Source organism: Corynebacterium sp. MSK019, assembly GCF_030232425.1.
In the GTDB taxonomy this organism is placed as follows: domain Bacteria; phylum Actinomycetota; class Actinomycetes; order Mycobacteriales; family Mycobacteriaceae; genus Corynebacterium; species Corynebacterium jeikeium_D.
The window spans coordinates 94,972-113,468 of record NZ_JASPJT010000010.1; the positions used below are offsets into that span (position 1 = coordinate 94,972).

Here is an 18,497-nt window from a genome sequence, read left to right on the forward strand (position 1 = left end):
TAGCGCCGCCGTCAGTCTTGGGATCGGATCGCCTTCAATGATGTCGCCCGAGCCCAAGCCACGAACGCCGCCATCACAATGGCGGACACGAGAACCATCACTGGCCACCGATCGGGGTAATCACGGACTACCCAAGTCCATCCCCATTCCGAGGTCCACCACAGCGGTGAGGCGCTGAGGACATCACCGCCAACCATCACCGCCCAACCGCCGAGCGCCACCGAGACAAAGATTGCGGCCGCCACACTTCGACGCGCAAGTAAGCCGGTCACGGCCACAATCATCGCGGCCACAAGAGACGCGATTACCGCCTGGTACGGCCAGGGGTTAATGCCGGTCTGGCTATTGGTCTCGCCGCCTGCACCACTGATAACCACCGCAACCACGAGCACCGGTACGAGAAACGCCATATCCAAGGCAAACAGTCGGAGCGTGATGCTGCGTCGCGCACGCCGATACATCAGTGCTGGCCAGGCATCGGCTTGCGAAGTCCATGTCATGATGGCCACCATGGTTGCGGCCGTCGGCACGCAGACGAAACTCAGCAGCCCCAGCGCATACTCCGGGTTCCACACCACACGCACGACCGCAAGTCCGGCAAGCATCAGCGCTGCGAGACTCCACCAGGTGCGCCAGGGAAGGGTCGCGCTCATGCCATGGCTTAACGACGAAGTGCTGCGTTCCCGGCCCGTCGGCAAGCTGAGAGGTTTTCCGTGCGCAAGCAATGCGATGGCAAAGAAGCCTAGCCCGAGGAGCAAGTGCAGCAGTGTGGGCGGCAGGATGGCGATGTTCCAGATCTCGCTGTCTGCGGGAGCCGAGATGGAATTAGCCTGCACTCCGTGGATAGGTAACGTTGGGCGGATTGCCCAGGTCCACGGGAGAATTTGCCAGTTTGGGCTCATGGCGTCCAGTGTTCCTGCGATGGCCCAAGCGATGGAAGCGAGCGGAGCGAGGAAGAGAGCTGCGCGTGGCACAAGGCGCCATAGGGCAAGGCCGAATGTCCAGAAGACGAAGAATGACAAAGTGTTGAAGATCGTGAATTGCAATGCGGTGCTCACGCTCCGGGCAAGGAGAGTGGCCATCAGTGCGTGGCCGAGGGCCGCGGAGGCGATGACAGTAGCGGCGCGCGCGAGGAGCACTCGAGTGCTCGAGATATTGCGCCAGATTAGGCCGCCTTGGCGGAGTTTTTCTTCACGGTTTTGGCCGATGACGGACGTAATAGCAGCCAGGGGAGGAAGCAGGATAAGCGAGTAGATGTGGGCGCTCGCCATGGCGGTGGCGTCAACACCTGTAGAGAAGACCATGCTGACCAGCGCGATTGCCACCATGATGATGGGCAGAAACATGGTGAGTGACCACTTCGCCCGCAGTAGCTCGGCGCGGAAGTAGCGGCGGGCAGGAACGGTGCGCGTGTTAAGAGTGCGCGTGTGCGGTTGAGTGCTCATCGGGCAACACCTACTGCGGTGAAGAAAGCTTGCTCGAGGGATTGACCAGAGGCCGCAAAGTCAGTCAGCGGGCCTTCGTAGACCAGTCGGCCACCGGCGAGGACACCAAGGTGGTCAACGCTCTTTTCGACTTCTCCGAGTTGATGGGAGGACACCACGACGGCCTTGCCACTAGCGGCAAGATGTCGCAACAAGGTGCGCAGGCCCACGATAGCTTCGGGGTCGAGGCCGTTGGTGGGCTCGTCGAGAAGCACAATGTCGGGGTCGGTGAGCAGCGCCATCGCCAGGGAAAGACGAACCTTCATGCCCGTTGAGAAAGCGCGGGCACGCTTGTTACCAGCATGAAGCCCGACCAAGTCGAGGACTTCGGCGATACGGCTCTTGTCCGTGCCGGTCAGATGTGCGTGCACTTTGAGATTGTCGGTGGCTGAGAGCTGTGGGTAGAACGCCGGGCCATTGATGGAGGCGCCGATGCGGTCCAGGTCGACAACGGACCACGGGTGTCCCGCGATGCTGATTTCACCGGAGTAGGGAATTAGCCCAAGCACCGTGCTCATCAACGTGGATTTACCTGCGCCGTTGAGTCCCAATAGTCCGTAGACCTCGCCGGCGCGGACGTTCATATCGAGGCCGTTCAGGACAGGTTCGTTCTTGCCGTAGGAGACAGTGATGCCGCGCAGCTGGAGGAGGGGAGCGGCGGCGTCTGCGGAAGGGCCTGAGGTGGGGGTTGGTGCGTTCATGCCTTAAGTAATAGGAGTGTTTGGCACGGTTCGCGCCCTCCCTGAGGATGAGGTGGCGGAAATATCCTCCCTAGGGAGGAGGCGATAGCGAGGATGACGGTACCAGCGAGGAGAAGCTACAGCAGCCCGTTTTTCGCAGCCCAAATGACAAGATCCACGCGACTGCGTGAGCCTGTCTTGGTCAACAGGGATTTCACATGGGTTTTCACTGTCGTTGTAGCGACAACCAACCTGCGAGCAATTTCGTCATTGGAAAGCCCTTGGCAGACGAGGTTCAAAATCTCCTGTTCGCGGGGTGTGAATTGGGTTCCTGTGTGAGTGGGGTCTGAGTCAGCGCCATGTGTCGAGAACGCTCTCGCTGGCTGTCCTGAGTGCGGTGCGCGCGGTGAAACATGCCGCAACACCATCGGCGTCACCTTCGGATCGATGACTCCTTCACCACGGTGGATACGCATGATGGCCGAAAGCAGCTCACGGGGATTGGAGTCTTTGAGCAAAAAGCCTGCGGCCCCAGCTTCTAAAGCGCCGAGCACCAGGTCTTCTTCGCGGAAAGTGGTCAGTACCACGACTTTTGGAGTGGAAGCGCGAGCCGCACCTCCGGACGGCACGCCTTGCACAATCTGTCGTGTGGCCTCGATACCGTCCATCACGGGCATTCGAATGTCCATGACGACCACATCGGCTCCGGAGGCAAGACGCACAGCCTCGGCGCCGTCGCCCACGGCACCAATGACTTTCATCTGCGGGTGGGCATCAATAAGCTGCGCGAAAGACTGCCGAATCAGAGCCTGATCTTCAGCCACTAATACTCGAATTACATCCATTGCTCGTCTTTCTCGACAGGATTGACAGTCAGCCCTGCTTCGGTCGAACTGCTTACAGCCGAATACTGACGCGGAACATGCCGTCGCTTTCACCATAAGTCATCTCGCCACCGAGCTGCGCCACGCGTTCATTCAGACCAATCAGGCCAGCGCCAGCTCGCTTCCTGGGTTCCAAAGTTTCGCTCTCAGCCCGGTTTGCAGTCACCAAATGAACCCGCGCCGGGCTGTCATCAGCATCGGCAGGTGGATCGATTACCAGTGCCAGCTGACCAGCGCCCGATGAGTGCTTGGCCATATTCGCGGCCAACTCCGTCACTGCCCGCACCAAAGTCAAACGCTTCGCGAGTGGCCAATCCGCCAGGTCTCCATAAGACTCCGGCAGAGTCACCGAAACATCGCGACCCGGCGGACAAACTGCCGCAACCAGACGCGGAATCTCATTCGGGTCAGCGCTAATCTCGCCGCCATCACGTAGCGCATCGACAAGCGCATGCACATCCCGCAACGATTGGTCTGCGGTCTGGGCAATACCTTCCAGCGTGGTCTTTTCAGCAGCGGATTCCGCTCGTGAGCCATCCATCTCCGCCAGGTACAGAGCGGTTTGGGCCTGAACCTTAATAGAGGTGAGTCCGTGCCCCACGACGTCGTGAAGCTCCCTGGACAACTCCAGCTTGTTGAGCGCCACGACGTTCTCCAACTCCGCGGCATGTTCCTCGGCGTTGATGCGCAGCCATAGTGGCACTGCGTACGCGCTCGCCGTGATAAGCACCGCCGGTAGTCCGAAGACCAATAGTCGTTCCGGGGTAAAGCCGAAGGCAGGAACTGCCGGGTTGAGGAAGCTGCCAATCAACCCTAAAAACAGCCCAACGATGCCCCAGGTGCGATTCGGTTCCCACCTGGTCACAGCCCATAGAGATAGTGGGGCAGCAACAATAATGGGGTCTAGCCCAAGGTTCACTGGGGATAGCCACACCAGCAAGGCGAGACCCGCTAGGGCACTGTACGTAACCACAAACGATGCACGCACTGCTTTACGACGAAACGCTGCGGCCCCGGCAATCATCGCGGACAGAATCACATTGGTGACATAAGTAAAGCTCGGGCCATAAGTAAGTAGCGGCGTCATGCTCAACCAGCAGCACAGCAGGAAAGCAGTCGCAATAGCGAGATCGGCAGTTGGGAACGAGCCGACAAAGAAACGTACCCGGCTGCGCCAGTCGAGTGGGGCAGGGGTCTGCGCGGTGGCAGGCTGTGCGTGCATGGAGGAAGCGGTGCGCTGCATGTGTCTAGGCTAGCGGTCGGTGGCTTGCGCGGTTTAGTGTGAGTTTTCCACTTGCCGGAATGTGATGTTGATGCGGCCCTCTTTAAGCCCGCACCCTTCCGGCAGCGTGCCCGGACGAGTCTTGGGCACACCATGAAACGCAAGCCGCTTCGGACCACCAAACACAATCACATCCCCGCTGGCGAGAGTCACGTCATCCCAGGGTTTGTTGCGGTTTTCAGTCCCGCCAATGCGGAACAGAGCCTCATCGCCGATAGAGAGTGACACAATCGGGGCAGGGTAGTTTTCGTTTCGATCCTGGTGCATCCCCATGGTGGCCCCGGGCGGGTAGTAGTTGACCAACGCCATGTCGGGCCGAAAAGTGGTGGGCCACTGGCTGAGGGATTCGTCGTAAAGCGCGGCAGCGCCGAGTGCTTCGGTAGCGAGCTGTAGCAGGTTGTCAGGCACGGGCGGGACGCGAACGCCGCCTGCGTGCGTGACGTAGCGGTAGGGATTGGTGGCCCACATGCGACCGAGATGCAGCATAAAGACCTGCATCTGACCACTTTTGAGCTGCGGGCGAGTCATGGCCAGGGGAGTGCCGGCAACGTCGCGGGCGATGTCGCGGAGTTGCGTGATGATGCCCGCCTGCCGCTCCAGCGTAAGCCACCCCGGCAAATGAACAACTCCCGGCGTGATGCGGGCATCGTCGCGCGGGAGTTGATCAAAGAGCATAGGTCTAGTTTGCCTCTTAACCCGCGATGATTGCGTTAACCGGGCGGGACAGGAACTGCGGGCCAATCTTGCCCAGGTAGCGCAGGATGAAGTCCGCTGCTGACACCGAGTAGAAGTGGCGCTGGCGCTCGATGAAGTTCTGCGGGTGCGTTGCCTTCCATACGGCATCAGCGACCTGGTCCGGTGTGATGCGCACGCCAAGACGGCGGGTCGAACCAGCGGAAACGTCCGCCAGCTTGGTCTTCGCCCACAGCGGCATGATTGCGACGACGCGAATCTTGTCCTTGCGCCATTCCAGATCCAGAGCCTGCGTCAGACCCGAGACGTAAAACTTCGACGCGGAGTACGGCGCGATGTGCGGCTGACCGTAGATACCCGAAGCCGAACCCATGTTGACCAGGTGAGATCCCTTGGTGCGCTTCAGATACGGGTGCGCCGCCTTCGCGCCCAGTGTCAGGCCGGTGCAGTTGATGTCCACCTGCGCGCGAATAATCTCCGGCGACTGGTCGGTGGTATCGCCATCGCCGATGATGCCCGCGTTATTGTCCAGCACTGTCAGCTTGCCGCCGGTGTGGGAGGTGAAGTCCGCAAGCGCGTCCTCCCACTGCTTAAAGTCTGTCACGTCCAGCTTGCCGACGATTACCTCCGGGCGCTCAGCTTTGAGCTTCGCCAGGGCGTCCTCGTTGATGTCGTAGACACCTACGGTCCAGCCTGCAGCCAGGAACTTCTCGGCCACCGCGCGGCCAATGCCCTGTGCGCCGCCGGAGATGAAAATGGACGGGGAATCAGAAGTGGCCATGGTGTCTCAATCCTGCCTTTTCTTGCTGTTTTTATAAGTGGATAAATGTTATTCGTCAGCTTAGATGAGCATTTGCCTTCAAACAGGCGAATCGGAAAACGAGATCCGATTACAAACGAGCCCTCTACACTGGCCATCATGAAACCCCTGAAGATTCCACCAGGTCCCGGCATCCCAAAGGGCCTTGTCATCCCCTCAGCGGAGCTCACTGAACGCTTCGCGCGCTCCGGTGGGCCGGGCGGTCAGGGCGTTAACACCACCGACTCCAAGGTGCAGCTATCGGTCGATATTGCCGAGCTCAGCGTGCTTTCCGACGTCCACCGCCGCCGCGCCCTCCAGAACCTCAGCCACCGCCTCGACGGCACGACACTCACCGTGTCGGTCACCACGCAGCGCTCCCAGGTACGCAACCGCGCGGAAGCCAGGCGGCGCTTAGCGGAACTCATCCGAGAAGCTGTGCAGCCACCGCCTCCGAGGCGCCGGCGGACTCGACCGAGTCGGGCCTCGATTGCCCGTCGTAAAGCGCAGAAGCAGCGCCGCTCCGAGCTCAAAGCCAGCCGACGTCGCCCCAGCGCCTACTAGGGAATATGGGATTTTCGTGCATCCGTTGCAATATAGATGGTATGAGCGAAAACCAGGCCCCTACTGAAAAGGCAGCTGAAACTGTCGCGGAGTTCAACCGCGTGCCCTCGATTCTGTCCATCCAGTCGCATGTGAGCTATGGCCATGTGGGCAACTCCGCTGCGGTCTTCCCGCTGCAGCGCGCAGGTTTTGAAGTGTGGCCGGTCCACACCGTCGATTTCTCCAACCACACCGGCTACGGCCAGTGGCGCGGCCCGATGATTCCGGCCACGGATGTGCGCGAGGTCATCAAGGGTATCGATGAGCTGGGCAAGCTTGACGACGTCGACGCGATTATCTCCGGCTACCAGGGTGGTAGCGATATTGCGGATGTCATCATCGAGGCCGTGGCGCTGGCCAAGCAGCGCAACCCGAAGGCTATCTACTCGTGTGACCCGGTGATGGGAAATGCCAAGAGTGGCTGCCACGTTTCGGACGACATTCCGCCGCTGCTGCGCGACAAGGTCGTGCCGGTGGCAGATGTGATTACGCCAAACCAGTTCGAGCTGGGATACCTGACGGGCCGCGAGGTCAGCGACCTGGAGTCCACCATTGCGGCAGCTCATGCTGCTCGTGAGATGGGTCCGGAGGCCGTGTTGGTGACCAGTGTGCTGCGTCCGGAGCGCAAGGAGGGCGAGATTGAGATGCTCGCCGTCAATGGTGCGGGCGCATGGCTGGTGGCGACGCCGTACCTGCCCCTGAAGCGCAACGGTTCCGGCGATGTCGCGGCTGCGCTGTTTGCAGGCAACCTGCTGCGCGGTCGCGGTATTTACGGTGACCTTTCGGTCGCGTTGGGTAACACAGCGGCCAGTATCTTTGAGCTGCTGAAGGTCACGCACGAGTCCGGCTCTGGCGAGCTGGAGCTCGTGCGCGCGCAGGAGGCCTACGTTCATCCGGAGCAGCGTTTTGAGGTTACGAAGGTAGCGTAGCGCTTTATAAGCGAATATGGGGGGAGTCGATGGCGGCAGCACTTATGTGTTGCCGCCATCGTCGTACCAGGTCTTCGGGATTTTTCTGCCTTTTACCTGGGTTCTAAACATTTGCGCAACAAGAAGAAAAGATTTTGAACCATTGAAATAAAGTTTCCAATGAGTAGATAATGAAAACGGTTACTACTTAGTTGTGCCTATCCTTCAATAAAGGGGAGTAAATGTTTTCTACCCGCACGGGGCGAACCCTGGCTGTCTCGGTCTCTGCACTTGCGATTTGTGGCCTCGGGTTGACCGCCTGTTCGAACCCCGATGATAAGTCCGCCTCCGGTGCCGCCGGGGACTCCGGCGCCAGCGCCGAGCAGACCCTGGTCCTGCTGGATAACAACGAAACCGGCGGATACAACCCGGTTGCTGGTTACAGCAGGTCCGGCGATTCCCCGGTCTACGAGGGCCTTTTCCGGCTCAAGCCGGTGTCGGGTGACACCTCCACGAAGCCCGTCGACTTTGAGCCTCTGCTAGCCTCCGGCCCCGCCGAGCCGAGCAATGGCAACAAAACGTGGACCGTTCCAATCAAGGACGGAATCACCTTCTCCGACGGGACCACCTTCGGGCCGGAGGACGTCGTGGCGACCTACAAGGCCATCCTCGACGAGCGCTCGGCCTCCTCTGAGGCTCCGAACTGGGAAATGCTCGATGAGGTGCACGCCGACGGAGACAAGGTCGTCTTCGAGCTGAATATCCCGTACGCGGAATTCGATCACCAGCTCCTCAACGGCATCGCCCCGTCGGAGGCCTTCAACTTCGATGATTTGAAGCCCGCCGAGGACTCAGATCTCAATACCAAGCCCGTGGGAACTGGCCCGTTCAAGCTCGAATCTTTGCGTGCCGACGAGGCCATCTTCACGGCCCGCGAGGATTATCACGGCGGGGCCCCTGAGCTGAAGAAAGTCATTTACCGAGTCAATCAGGACGAAAACTCCCGTGCTCAGCAGCTGCGCGGCGGCGAGGGCGACGGAACCATTATGGAGCCGGCGTTGGCGCAGGAATTTGAAGGCCAGGAGGGATTCAAGGTCGAGTCGGCGCATTCGGCGGACTGGCGCGGAATCACCCTTCCAGCGGGCAACCCGGTCACCGGTGACCAGGCAATCCGCAATGCGGTCAACCTGGCTGTCAACCGTGAGGCCATGGCGAAAGACGTGATGAAGGGCCACGCGAAGCCGAACTCCACCTTCCTCGCGGACTTCTACGGCGACGCCTACGACCCGACCGCCGAGATCAAGCACGACACCGCGAAGGCCGAGAAGCTTCTCGACGACGCCGGGTGGAAGAAGGGCTCGGACGGCATCCGCGTCAAGGACGGCCAGCGCGCCGCGTTCGATGTCATCTACTTCCCGAACCGCGATCACGCCCGCACAGACCTGACGTTGGCCGCAGCCTCCGACCTGAAGAAGGTCGGCATTGAGGTCAATCCGGTCGCCCGTGATTCCAAGTCTGTCACCCGCGAGGACTACGCCAAGACCCCGGTCATGCTGGGAGGAGGCGGTACCCCGTACTCCGTCGACGGCCAGATCTACTCAATCTTGCACTCCAAGTACGCTGAGCCGGGTGCCGGTGCCAAGTGGGATAACGGCTCCGACTACGTCAACCCGGAGATCGACAAGCTGCTCGACCAGGCGCGCGTCGAAGCGGACCAGGCCAAGCGAGACGAGCTCTACCGTAAGATTCAGAAGCTCTACGCCGAAAAGCCCGCCATGCTGCAGCTGGTCTACGTTGACCATGTCTATGTCGAGCGCGACCGTGGCTACACGCACCCGGATGCCATCCTTGAGCCCCATGCCCACGGCCTGAACTTCGGCCCGTGGTTCAACCTGGGGGCATGGCACAAGTAAATGACAAAAGCCGAGCCACACCCACGTCCTCACCCTCGCTCGCGCCCGCACTCACACCCGCGTCTACACCCCTCTGAGCATCAACCCCGTTTCAAGAGCCGGAAACGGCAGGTCGCAGGAATCGTCGTGAGGCGAGTGCTGGTAGCCGTTCCCATCGTTGTGGCGGTGACGGCAGCAGTGTTCGCGCTGGCGGCGGTGAGCCCCTTCGACCCTTTGGATGCGTATCTCAAAGGTCAGGCGGGCAACCTGACCGAAGCGCAGAGAGTCTCGATTTCTCACCAGTTGGGGCTGGATAGGCCCTGGTGGGAGTCGTGGTTGGTGTGGCTGCAGGGCCTGGCGGTGGGCGACCTTGGCATTTCGAGGTCCTACTCACAGCCGGTGACGCAGGTGCTCGCCGAGCGTCTGCCGTGGACGATGCTGCTCGGCGCCTGCGGACTTGCCGGAGCTATCGCGCTGTCATTCGTTCTGGCACTGTGGGCTGCGGTGCGGCGCGGGGGAGTGCTAGACCGGCTAGTCCTGTCGATCTCGACGGTGATTCAGGCGACCCCGCCCTTCGTCGTTGCACTCGGCGGCCTCGGCCTTTTTGCGTTGGCCTGGAAGCTATTTCCCACCGGAGGCCTGACCTACCCGGGCGAGCCCGTGACTTTCTCCTCTACGGTGGCGCACCTTACGCTGCCAGCTGTCGTTCTTGCGATTACGCAGGTGCCGTGGCTGGTGCTGTCGTTGCGTGAGTCCATCGTCGAGGTCATGGACTCCGGCGCGGTCACCGGAGCGCAGGTCCGCGGCATTCCGCGCCGAACGATTATTTTCTCCCATATCCTGCCGACCGCAGTGCCGCCTTTCCTCGCGCTCATCGGCGCGCGACTGTCTGAGCTGGTCGTCGGATCGACACTGGTGGAGGCGGTCTTCGCGTGGCCTGGGCTCGGAACCGCGCTGGTCAAATCGGCTCAGAGCTTGGACTTTCCGCTGCTGAGCATTCTCACTATCGCGACGACGGCTATCGTCCTGCTCGGAAATCTGCTTGCCGACGTCGCCTTCGTCGTCCTCGACCCACGGGTGGATGCAGATGCTTAAAACGACAAAGAGGCCGGTCGCCCCGGTCGTGGCCGTGGCGTGCCTGGTCCTCATCGCTGCCTACGCCTTTTTAACTCCGCTGTTTCACGACTCCGACCTGGTGCTCACCGACTTCGCCAATTCCGGTGTCGCCCCGGGGCCTGAGCACTTCTTCGGTACCGATTCGAAGGGGCACGACGTTTTCGTTCGAGTTGCTGCGGGAATGCGCATTTCCCTTTTCATTGCACTGGTCACGGCAGTGTGCTCGGCGATCGTCGGTATCGTCCTCGGCGTTACCGCAGGCATGCTCGGCGGGCGCGTCGACCGCGTCATTATGCGCAGCGCCGACGTCACCAACGCGCTGCCGCACCTGCTACTGGGGCTGCTCATCGTCAGCCTTTTCCGAGGCTCGGTCCCCGCAATCATCATCTCCCTGGTACTGACGCACTGGGTGACCATCACCCGAACGGTCCGTGCGTCCGTGCTGCATCTGCGGGGCGCCGAGTTCGTCGAGGCCGCGCTCCTGTCCGGAATGAGCCGCGCACGCGTGCTAGCTCGGCACGTTGTTCCGGCGGCACTGGGGCAGTCCTTGGTCGGCCTTATCTTGCTGATCCCGCACGCAATCTGGCACGAGTCGACGCTGTCTTTCCTTGGGGTGGGCCTGCCGCCGCACAAGCCGTCTCTCGGGACTCTGCTTGCCGACGCCGAGGGCGCCCTGCTTCTCGGCCATTGGTGGATTTTGGTGTTTCCCTCGTTTTTCCTCGTCGCCACAACGTTGTGTATTGCGGCCGTCGGCACGCATTTGAAGGAGCGGGTGACCGGACAGGAGGTGCTGGTGTGAGTGCTCGGGAGGGCGTCGGCAAGCGAGAGAAGCTGCTGGACATTGAGAGACTGACAGTGCGGATTCCCCTGCGCGGTGGTGACGTGGTGCATGCCGCGACGGGCGTGTCCCTGACTGTGGGTAGGGGAGAGGTCGTCGCGGTTGTGGGTGAGTCGGGCTGCGGAAAGTCGATTATTGCCTCGGCGGTGGTTGGCATGCTGCCGCCGCACGCGAGAGTAGAGGGGCAGGTGCGTTTCTATCCGCGCGAAGGGGCAGCTGACAGTGGTGCAGAAGCGGAGAGGAACGCCGAGCCCATCGAAATTCTGGCGCGGCGACGTACCGGCGCGGGCCTTGCTCGCACTGACGAGGAGCTGGCGGGGCGGCAAATCGCGCTAGTACCGCAGTCGGCGGCGACGTTTTTGACACCGGTGCGCACGGTCGGGGCACAGCTAAAAGAAACAATTTCCGTTCTGGGGCGCAACCACACGGTGGAGGAGATGCTGCGGCGAGTCAGCCTGGATGCGGAGGTCGCGGCGCTGTATCCCCACGAACTTTCCGGGGGTATGGCGCAGCGCGCAGCAGTGGCATTCGCCCTGGCTGGCGACCCTGCTCTGGTGATTGCTGACGAGCCGACGGCCTCCCTCGACCCCGACCTGACCATGGCCCTGCTGCGCATGCTTCGCCAAATCGCCGACAGTGGTGTGGGAGTCATGCTAATTACGCACGACATTTCCGAGCTGCGCGATAGCGGCATCGCCGACCGAGTTGCAGTGATGTACGCATCGCGCCTTGAGGAGACGGGACCGGCAAAACAGGTGATTGAGGCCCCAGCCAGCGAATACATGCGCGACCTGCTCGCAGCGCTGCCCGAAAACGGCATGCGGCCGATGCCCGGCGTGGTGCCGAGCTTGACGAACCTGGACGAGGACTATTGCTACGCGCGCAGGCTCGAGGAGGCGGGGAAATGAACGAGGAGGCTGTGGTGAGTAAGGCGTTGGTGAGTGAGCAGGCTTCGGTGAGCTGTGACGCGCAGGCGAGTGGCAAAGCGCTGGTCGCCGAGAACGTGTCGAAGTCATTCGGCGCCAAGGACGGCTCTGCGAGAGTCGTTTTATCGGACGTTTCCATCAGGGTTGATCCAGGGCAGATCGTCGGGCTTCGTGGGCCTTCGGGGGCTGGCAAGTCCACGCTCGGCCGTATCCTCGCAGGCCTGGAAGTGCCCGATTTAGGGCAGTGCTTCTGCGACGGGGTGCCGGTCGGCGCTGTGCGCAGCCGCGCCGGGCAGCGGGTTCGTGGCCAGATTGGGATGGTGTTTCAGTCTCCCCGAAGGTCCTGCGACCCGCGGATGACTTTGGGGCGCACCATTCGCTCAGCCGCACGACAGGGGCGGCAAGGGCGGCGGGATGGTCAGCGAACCGGGAAAAGTGTGGACATCGACGAGCTCATCCGAAACGTTGGGCTGACTCCGGACCTTCTCGATCGCTTCCCTAGCCAGGTCTCAGACGGGCAGCTCCAGCGTGCCGCAGTCGCTCGCACCCTGGCCGCCGGTCCACGCTACCTCATCTGCGACGAGATGACCGCCATGCTCGACGCCGCCAACTCCGCGGCAATCGTCGAGGTCATCCGGGATTTCGCCGTATCTGGCGGCGGTGTTCTCATGATTAGCCATGAACACAGGCTTCTCGCCGCCGTGTGCGACGGCGTCGTCGCCTTAGAGTAGCGATATTACTTAGCGCCCAGCTTGGAGTCATTGAACCTTCACTGCCTGTGATCGCCGATAGAATTTAGAACTTAGGGTAGCCATACCTATGGTGGATATTGTAGGCTATCCTGTTGTTGATTGAATGGTTGGCTATCAATCGTTACTTGCTTGAAGGACTTCTATTGATTGATTCAAAAACTCCAAGGCTTCGACTTTTGACCCGATCGGACTTGGAAGATATCGAACTCGAACCTTCGCTGGTTATCCGTGCAGTAGAAGATGGATACTTGGCATTCGCGGAAGGTTCCTCGCAGTGCCCGACAAAAATGATGATTGACTTACCGGTTGAGAGCCGGGACTCGATTGCTTTTTCGATGCTCGGTTTTGATGCCAACCGTGATCTCGTTGGATACAAGACCTCTTATCGCCACGGAAGCGACAACCCAGATAAGTACTACACCACCATTAGTCTCTACGACGATGAAAGCGGCATGCCATACGCGCTAATGGACTGCCAAAAAGTTGGAGCCTCGCGAACTCCCACTACGACCTCATCGACCATGGAGTCAAAGTTAGCGATGTCAAGGCATTCGCCGTGGCCCGAGTGTTGGCTAGGGAACATGGGCTCATGGTTGGAGGCACAGCAGGTGCTGCAATCTACGAAGGTTTGCGTCATCTACACGAGTTTCAGGCAGGAACAACAATGGTCGTCATTGTTTGTGATGCTGGTGAGAAATATCTCGACACAATTTTTGATACTGATTGGCTTCAGAAAAATCATTTGTATTCAGAAGTTATGGAGCGTCAAGTTTCGCGAATGCTCAGAGCCTATGGTGATTCTCGTGCCATTGCTAGTTCCTTCGAGGTGGCCGGGTGATAAATCCAGCTCGTGCAATTGGCCAGCAAACCGTGTCCTACCGTGATGTCTATTCGCTTGCGCTACCCATCGCGGGCGTTCAGCTAGCGGGGGTTGCGCTAACCACGACCGATGTGCTGATGCTGCAGACCCTCGGTGTAGTGGCAATTGCCGGCGGCGGACTCGCAATGCAGTTCTACAACCAGATTCGCACCATGTGTGTCGGTATGGTCACCGCCGGAGGCAACCTAGTAGCCGAGGCCGCGTCGGAGTGGGAAAAGACAGGCGAGGAAGTTGCGGCTGAGCGAATCCGCCAAGCGGTACGCAGTTGCATGGCCGTCGGTACCGCAACTGCAATCATTGGTGGCCTCATCGTGATTTCATTTGGTGCGCTTGCACTCATCTTGCCCATCGACGACACTGTTGCCGAGCTAGCGTTCTCGATGACGGTCGCACTTGCACCAGGCCTTATCCCGATGATTTGGCTCAATGTCCTGCGGCAGTTTGCAGTCGGCATGCGTCGGCCGGGCTCTCTGCTGGTGGTTACGCTCATCTCCATCGTTGTCAACGCTGCTCTCAACGCTGGATTCCTCCGGCTAACAAGTGTCAATGAATGGGGAACTGCATGGGGACTGGTGGGCATCGGTCTGTCGACCACCTGCGTCCAGGTTTTTACCCTGCTGTCCTTTGCTGGCTTGCTGCAAAGAGACCGTCAGCTACGGAAATTCTTCGCGGTCATTCCGAGGCCCGGCGACGCAGCATGCATGAGGCGCATTATTCGGCTTGGGATTCCAGTTTCGCTTACCTACGGCTCTGAAGCTGCGATTACTACTATCGCAGGTCTAGCGATGGGCCTGGTTAGCCCAGTCATGCTGGCAGCGCACACCGTTGTTAACCAACTCGCTTATATCGTCTACCAAGTATGTATCGGCTTCTCGCACGGAGGATCTATACTGGTCAGCCGTGCATTAGCGGATGGTGCCGAGGCAGTCAAACAGGTATCACGTCGGGTTTTGCACGCAGTGGGTATTTATCTTGCCGTCGTCGGTTTGCTCTGGTTGCTACTGGGCAAGTACGTCGTTGGACTGTTCCTTACTGATTCCAACGTTAGTGCCAATCCCGATGTACGCCATATAGCGACAATCTTGTTGTGCCTTGCCGTGCTTCAGCAGTTCGCTAAAGGCTCCCAGAACGTGCTGGTGGGGCTCCTTCGTGGGCTGCGCGACACGAAGTCGGGTCTCAGTGCGACCCTTTGGGGCTACTGGGCGGTGGGGGTTCCAGCTCTCCTGATTCTTGGCCTTGGCCTTCGTTGGGAAGGATATGGCGTTTGGGTTGGGCTCATCCTTGGCTTTTCCACGACCGCTGCTCTGCTTTACCGCGCTCTGCAGCGTCACCTGCAACCCACTAGTTCCGTGTGACGACCGAAGCTTCGTAACACCCATCCAGAAATAGTCTGAACCATCCACGTAAAGATGACGTTTTCCCTCTACCGAAGGGGATCCGAGGAGCTGAATATGCGGTCGACTGACCGCCTGCTCCGGAAAGAAGAAAATGAAGAAAATGAAGGTTAGTTCTCCTCTTACTCCAAGCGTGCTACTGCGTGACTTCCCCGCAAGGGTGCTTTTCGCGGTACTCCTATGCATGTCGCTCGTCCTTCTCGCCGCTTGCTCAGATGGAAATGGAGACGCATCCGCTAGCAGTGAGAAGCGTACCGTCGTCGATGCGCTAGGACGCGAAGTTAAAGTCCCGCAGAATGTCGAGCGAATCCTGATGGGCGGGCAGAAGATGCTTTACACGACGGCGCTTCTGAACCCAGACAATCCAACTGACAAGATCGTTGCCTGGCCAGAGGACCTGAAGGAAAACGACAAAGCCACTTACGACCGCTACGTTGAGAAGTTCCCCAAAATCAAGGACATCCCGACCACAGGCGAGATTTACAACAACACTATGTCGCTGGAACAGGCTCTGGAGTCCCGACCCGATGTCTTCGTAGTAAATGCGGGTGTCTTCGACGCGGCTAAAGATGCTGGAATCGTTGATGGATTAGAAAAGGCAGGCGTGCCGACGGTGACTGTCGACTACTTCATTGACCCAGTGAAAAACACCGAGCCCAGTATTCGAATGATGGGACAACTGCTGGGGCGTGAAAAGCAGGCGGAAGACTTTATCAACTACTACGAGAAGAAGGTCAACAAGGTCGCTGACCGCCTTGCCGAGAAGAAACCAGCACCGACACCGACATTCCTGTGGCGAGCACCCGGTTACTTTGACTGCTGCTCAACCTTCGCCAAGTCCAACCTGGCGCAGATTGTCAATTTTGCCGGTGGACTAAACCTTGGCGACGAAATGATTGATGCGAAGCAAGGGCAGGTATCGCCAGAGGCATTGGCCGGGAAGAATCCTGAAGTCATCATTGCCACAGGCGCAGACTGGGATCAGGGTAAGACTCCGGTCAAGGAAGGAAATTACGTACCGCTGGGTTACTCGGAATCGAAGGAAGAGGCGCAAAAGGCCCTTCACGATGTCGTCGGTAAGCAGCCCGCTGTGCGTGAAGTCGACGCGGTGAAAAGTAAGCGTACTTTCGTCGCATGGCATCATTTTTACGATTCGCCATATAACTTCCTGGCAGTCGAGATGTTTGCAAAGGCCATGCACCCGGACTTGTTCGGCGACATTGACACTGAACGAGAGGTACAGGACCTGCACGATAAGTTCCTGCCAATCGAGGCCTCGGGCACCTTCTGGACTGGGCTGGAGTGATGTCGAACATGCAAGTTTCGCACGGAAACCTGGCAACAACGCAGGGGAGCGGAGACGCCGTTCGCGGGGAGCAGGAAGTCAGCCCTGATAGAGTAATGGTGCAGTCAACTTTTCACTGGTATCAGCGCGCAGCACGGAAGAAGTGGGTGATAATCGCTCTGATTACTGTGGTGTTGGCTTTGACATCGCTTGCTGACTTTCTACTCGGTGGCGGTAGCATGCCTGCCAGCGAAGTTTTGCATACATTGACCCATCCGGTTGGTGCGCGACCCATTGACCACCAGATTGTTTTCGACATTCGGCTTCCGATGACCGTGACTGCAGTGCTCGTCGGAGCGACGCTGGCAGCGGCGGGCTCACAAATGCAGACAATTCTGGGAAATCCCCTGGCCGAGCCGTACACCCTGGGCGTGTCAGCGGCGGCCGGATTCGGTGCTGCCCTGGCTGTGGTCACCGGCTTCGCTTCTGAGGGAATCGGTGCGGTGCTGGGGATGGCCGGGACTGCGTGGGTGTTCGCGATGCTGGCCTGCGCTGCGATTCTGCTCTTTTCCCGATTTCGTGGCCCAGGAGTCGAGGGGATGATTCTCCTCGGTATCGCGATTGTATTCTTTTTCGACGCTCTACTGGCCCTGATGCAATACCTGGCCTCGGAGACGCAGTTGGAACAGGTTGTGTTCTGGACGATGGGTAGTCTCACCCGCTCGAACTGGACGCAGATTGCGTTGCTCGCGGTGATATTCGTGATGGGGCTACTCTTCTTTTACCTCAATGCCTGGTCGCTGACTGCATTCCGGATGGGCGATGACCGCGCAAAAGCCCTTGGCGTAGACGTTGATCGACTGCGTGCGCTGACCCTTATCGTGGTGTCCTTTATGGCGGCAACCGCTGTGTCGATGGCCGGTACGATTGGATTTATCGGTCTCGTCGGCCCACACGTTGCGCGCTTATTGGTAGGCGAAGATCAACGTTATTTTCTTACTGCTTCGACTTTGGTAGGGGCGCTGCTTCTGGTTGCGGCATCGGCAGTGTCGAAGGTGATTCAACCGGGTGTAATTCTTCCCGTAGGCATTATTACCGCAATTGTAGGAGTGCCCGTATTTGTCGCGATTATCGCTGGCCAGAGGAGGAAAATGTGGGTTGGCTAAAGGCAAGTCGCTTTGTCGGGAACGACGCTGTACATGGTCATCACGACAGCCCCAGTAAACCTGACGGTAAACCCCTCGGCGAAACCCCTCCAGAATCGTCCGCTCTTAGCGCGCGAGGAGTGTCTTTTGCTTACGACGGCCATCATGTCCTGCACAATGTCGACGTTGGGCCTCTTCCGATGGGAAGCGTGACTGCGTTGGTCGGTCCCAACGGAGCTGGCAAATCGACACTGCTGAGGTGTTTGGCGGGCCTTGAAAACTGCTCGGGGCAGGTACGTGCTGAAAGATCTCTATATTTGCCACAGGACCCTCCGCCGCTGAGCTCATTGACCGTGTACGAAAGCGTCCTGCTTGCCCGGCAACAGTCGTTTTCTGGGTTTTCCGCACTGCGTGTCGGATCCACAGTGCGGGCAGAAGTGCAGGCCACCATTGAACGGCTTGGGTTGGTTGCGTTGTCATCGCGGCTGATGTCTGAGTTGTCTGGGGGACAGCGGCAGTTGGTGAGTTTTGCGCAGGCGGTTGTGCGACGACCTCGGGTATTGCTTCTCGACGAGCCCACCAGCGCACTCGACCTGCGTAACCAATTGATGCTTCTCGGGCAGGTACGCAAGTGTGCGCGGGAATTGCCCTGCGCGGTAGTGATGACACTTCATGACCTGGGGCAAGCGGCGCGCTTTTGCGAACATGTGGTTGTTCTAGCCGATGGTCGGGTCAGCAGTGCAGGGCCTCCGGCAGAGGTCATTAATGAAGCTATGCTGCGAGAGGTTTATCAGGTAGAAGGTGCGGTGCTCCCGACTCGCAATGGCGGGCTGGCGGTCGAAGCGTCGGAGGCACTCTAGCGCAGACCCGTGACTGTAGCGCACGCTCTCGGCTGTTCTACAGCCACGAATGAGCGCTAAAGTGCAGGGCCCGACG

The 18,497-nt window shown here is 59.5% G+C and carries 19 protein-coding genes; 12 read left to right on the forward strand and 7 right to left on the reverse strand.

The annotated features are described in order from the left end of the window. Positions 1-11: 11 nt before the first annotated feature. The 6 genes from QP982_RS08500 to QP982_RS08525 all read right to left on the reverse strand — a co-directional run bounded on the left by QP982_RS08500 (position 12) and on the right by QP982_RS08525 (position 5,804). On the reverse strand, positions 12-1,445 hold the full coding sequence (locus QP982_RS08500; RefSeq protein WP_284870416.1) for an ABC-2 family transporter permease: 1,434 nt from the start codon (positions 1,443-1,445) through the stop codon (positions 12-14). Continuing rightward, on the reverse strand, positions 1,442-2,185 hold the full coding sequence (locus tag QP982_RS08505) for an ABC transporter ATP-binding protein (protein WP_284870417.1): 744 nt from the start codon (positions 2,183-2,185) through the stop codon (positions 1,442-1,444). The genes QP982_RS08500 and QP982_RS08505 overlap by 4 nt, the downstream gene beginning before the upstream one ends. Positions 2,186-2,301: 116 nt before the next feature. Next, entirely contained in the window at positions 2,302-3,009 is a 708-nt protein-coding gene (locus QP982_RS08510; protein WP_284870418.1) for a response regulator, read from the reverse strand. Positions 3,010-3,061: 52 nt separating this feature from the next. Then, on the reverse strand, positions 3,062-4,291 hold the full coding sequence (locus QP982_RS08515) for a sensor histidine kinase (RefSeq protein ID WP_284870419.1): 1,230 nt from the start codon (positions 4,289-4,291) through the stop codon (positions 3,062-3,064). A gap of 33 nt (positions 4,292-4,324) precedes the next feature. Next, complete coding sequence (locus QP982_RS08520; protein ID WP_049192989.1) at positions 4,325-5,005, reverse strand: alpha-ketoglutarate-dependent dioxygenase AlkB family protein; 681 nt, start codon at positions 5,003-5,005, stop codon at positions 4,325-4,327. A gap of 16 nt (positions 5,006-5,021) precedes the next feature. Continuing rightward, entirely contained in the window at positions 5,022-5,804 is a 783-nt protein-coding gene (locus tag QP982_RS08525) for an SDR family oxidoreductase (protein WP_284870420.1), read from the reverse strand. A 138-nt stretch (positions 5,805-5,942) separates the two neighbouring features. On the opposite strand from QP982_RS08525, the gene arfB reads away from it, so the two are divergent. The 7 genes from arfB (at position 5,943) to QP982_RS08560 (ending at position 12,836) form a co-directional block, all read left to right on the forward strand. Then, a complete protein-coding gene (gene arfB / locus QP982_RS08530) occupies positions 5,943-6,386 on the forward strand; it encodes an alternative ribosome rescue aminoacyl-tRNA hydrolase ArfB (protein WP_284870421.1) in 444 nt (147 codons plus the stop codon). A 41-nt stretch (positions 6,387-6,427) separates the two neighbouring features. Beyond that, positions 6,428-7,354, forward strand: a complete 927-nt coding sequence (pdxY, locus tag QP982_RS08535; protein ID WP_284870422.1) for a pyridoxal kinase PdxY — start codon at positions 6,428-6,430, stop codon at positions 7,352-7,354. A 221-nt stretch (positions 7,355-7,575) separates the two neighbouring features. After that, entirely contained in the window at positions 7,576-9,246 is a 1,671-nt protein-coding gene (locus QP982_RS08540; RefSeq protein WP_016422017.1) for an ABC transporter substrate-binding protein, read from the forward strand. Positions 9,247-9,381: 135 nt separating this feature from the next. Next, positions 9,382-10,320, forward strand: coding sequence for an ABC transporter permease (locus QP982_RS08545; protein ID WP_224783768.1), 939 nt, complete (start codon positions 9,382-9,384; stop codon positions 10,318-10,320). Further along, positions 10,313-11,140: an ABC transporter permease gene (locus QP982_RS08550; protein WP_016422019.1), complete on the forward strand. Its 828-nt coding sequence runs from the start codon at positions 10,313-10,315 to the stop codon at positions 11,138-11,140. The genes QP982_RS08545 and QP982_RS08550 overlap by 8 nt, the downstream gene beginning before the upstream one ends. Further along, a complete protein-coding gene (locus QP982_RS08555; protein WP_016422020.1) occupies positions 11,137-12,087 on the forward strand; it encodes an ATP-binding cassette domain-containing protein in 951 nt (316 codons plus the stop codon). The genes QP982_RS08550 and QP982_RS08555 overlap by 4 nt, the downstream gene beginning before the upstream one ends. Further along, positions 12,084-12,836: an ABC transporter ATP-binding protein gene (locus tag QP982_RS08560; protein WP_016422021.1), complete on the forward strand. Its 753-nt coding sequence runs from the start codon at positions 12,084-12,086 to the stop codon at positions 12,834-12,836. The genes QP982_RS08555 and QP982_RS08560 overlap by 4 nt, the downstream gene beginning before the upstream one ends. Before the next feature lie 454 nt (positions 12,837-13,290). Here QP982_RS08560 and QP982_RS08565 read toward each other — a convergent pair whose 3' ends face one another. Then, on the reverse strand, positions 13,291-13,440 hold the full coding sequence (locus QP982_RS08565; protein ID WP_284870423.1) for a hypothetical protein: 150 nt from the start codon (positions 13,438-13,440) through the stop codon (positions 13,291-13,293). On the opposite strand from QP982_RS08565, the gene QP982_RS08570 reads away from it, so the two are divergent. The 5 genes from QP982_RS08570 (at position 13,423) to QP982_RS08590 (ending at position 18,421) form a co-directional block, all read left to right on the forward strand. Beyond that, entirely contained in the window at positions 13,423-13,695 is a 273-nt protein-coding gene (locus QP982_RS08570) for a hypothetical protein (RefSeq protein WP_350309394.1), read from the forward strand. The two genes, QP982_RS08565 and QP982_RS08570, sit on opposite strands and share 18 nt — an antisense overlap. Continuing rightward, entirely contained in the window at positions 13,692-15,092 is a 1,401-nt protein-coding gene (locus QP982_RS08575; protein ID WP_065421727.1) for an MATE family efflux transporter, read from the forward strand. Before QP982_RS08570 ends, QP982_RS08575 begins: the two co-directional genes overlap by 4 nt. Before the next feature lie 223 nt (positions 15,093-15,315). Continuing rightward, a complete protein-coding gene (locus QP982_RS08580; RefSeq protein WP_224783767.1) occupies positions 15,316-16,437 on the forward strand; it encodes an ABC transporter substrate-binding protein in 1,122 nt (373 codons plus the stop codon). Positions 16,438-16,532: 95 nt separating this feature from the next. Then, positions 16,533-17,582 carry a FecCD family ABC transporter permease gene (locus QP982_RS08585; protein WP_042389120.1) on the forward strand — a complete coding sequence of 350 codons (1,050 nt, stop codon included), beginning with the start codon at positions 16,533-16,535 and terminating at the stop codon, positions 17,580-17,582. 179 nt (positions 17,583-17,761) lie between these two features. Then, the gene (locus tag QP982_RS08590) at positions 17,762-18,421 is read left to right on the forward strand and encodes an ABC transporter ATP-binding protein (protein ID WP_080969612.1); all 660 of its coding nucleotides are present in this window, start codon (positions 17,762-17,764) and stop codon (positions 18,419-18,421) included. Positions 18,422-18,497 lie beyond the last annotated feature (76 nt).